The sequence below is a fragment of the Streptomyces sp. NRRL F-5122 genome, assembly GCF_001507435.1.
Classification (GTDB): Bacteria; Actinomycetota; Actinomycetes; order Streptomycetales; family Streptomycetaceae; genus Streptomyces; species Streptomyces lannensis.
Map to the genome: position 1 here is coordinate 1 of NZ_LMWH01000084.1, position 1,004 is coordinate 1,004.

General features: G+C 69.7%; 2 protein-coding genes. Both read right to left on the reverse strand.

Annotated elements, in window-relative coordinates; translation table 11 throughout:
• On the reverse strand, positions 1–314 hold a 314-nt coding region (locus ADL25_RS11630), incomplete at its 3' end, for a response regulator transcription factor (protein ID WP_159044912.1).
• The coding region (locus ADL25_RS11635; RefSeq protein ID WP_324614044.1) for a phosphatase PAP2 family protein at positions 304–1,004 on the reverse strand (701 nt) is incomplete at its 5' end. The genes ADL25_RS11635 and ADL25_RS11630, both read right to left, overlap by 11 nt.

Sequence of the window (1,004 nt, forward strand, 5' to 3'; positions counted from 1 at the left end):
TGGAACGGCTTGAGCAGGTAGTCGTCGCCTCCGGCGGCGAACCCGGACAGACGGTCGGTGATCTGGTGGCGAGCGGTCAGAAAGATGACAGGGGCCACAAAGCCGTTGGCGCGCATCGCTTGGCACACGTCCCGCCCGTCCGCATCGGGTAGTCCGATGTCCAGGACGGCCGCCGCGATGTCCCCCGTGGCCAGTCGCAGGGCGCTCGCGCCGTCGGCGGCGACGATGGGGATGAAGTCCTCGTCGGACAGAAGTCGGCGCAGCACATCCCGCAGGGCGTGATCGTCTTCAACGGTGAGGATTTTAGGGTGCATGGCCCTCCGCCGGTTTCCGGACCACGGTCGTGCCCTCGGTGTACGAGTCGGGGAGCCACCTGGCCAGGGCCCACAGGCAGGCTCCCAGCCAGCCGACCGCGAACAGCCATCCGCCGAGGACGTCGGTGGACCAGTGCACTCCGAGGTAGATGCGGGTCAGGCCGACGAGCAGTGCCCAACAGCCGATGACGATCCGCAGCGGCGTCGCGCCGCGCGGGGCCCACAGCGACACCGCGGCGATCAGCACTCCGGCGGCGAGGGCGGACGTTGTGGTGTGGCCCGAGGGGAACGCCCAACGCGTTGCGTGCGCCGCCCAGTCCGTTGTGGGGGGCCGGGTTCGATGGACGAGCTGCATCACTTCGAATCGCAGGGTTTGGCCCACTGCGAGGCAAGCTAGACAGAGCACGGTGGTGAGCACGCGCTGCTTCGGCGACCGTCCTGCGAGGAGGCCTGCCAAGGCGGCAAGGACATAGGGGACGGCGCCGGTTCCTGTGGCGGTCACATCGCGTGCCACAGTCACGGCAGGATGCGGGCGGTGTGCGACCGACCACGAGAGGAATCGGTCGTCCAGCCAGTGCGGCACATCGGCGTGGACGGCAGAGGCGAGGATCGCGAACGCGGTCCCGGCGCCGAGGGCGGTCCAGCCGGCCGGGCGGGAGACATCGGGGCGGCTCATGAGGCGAGCAGCAG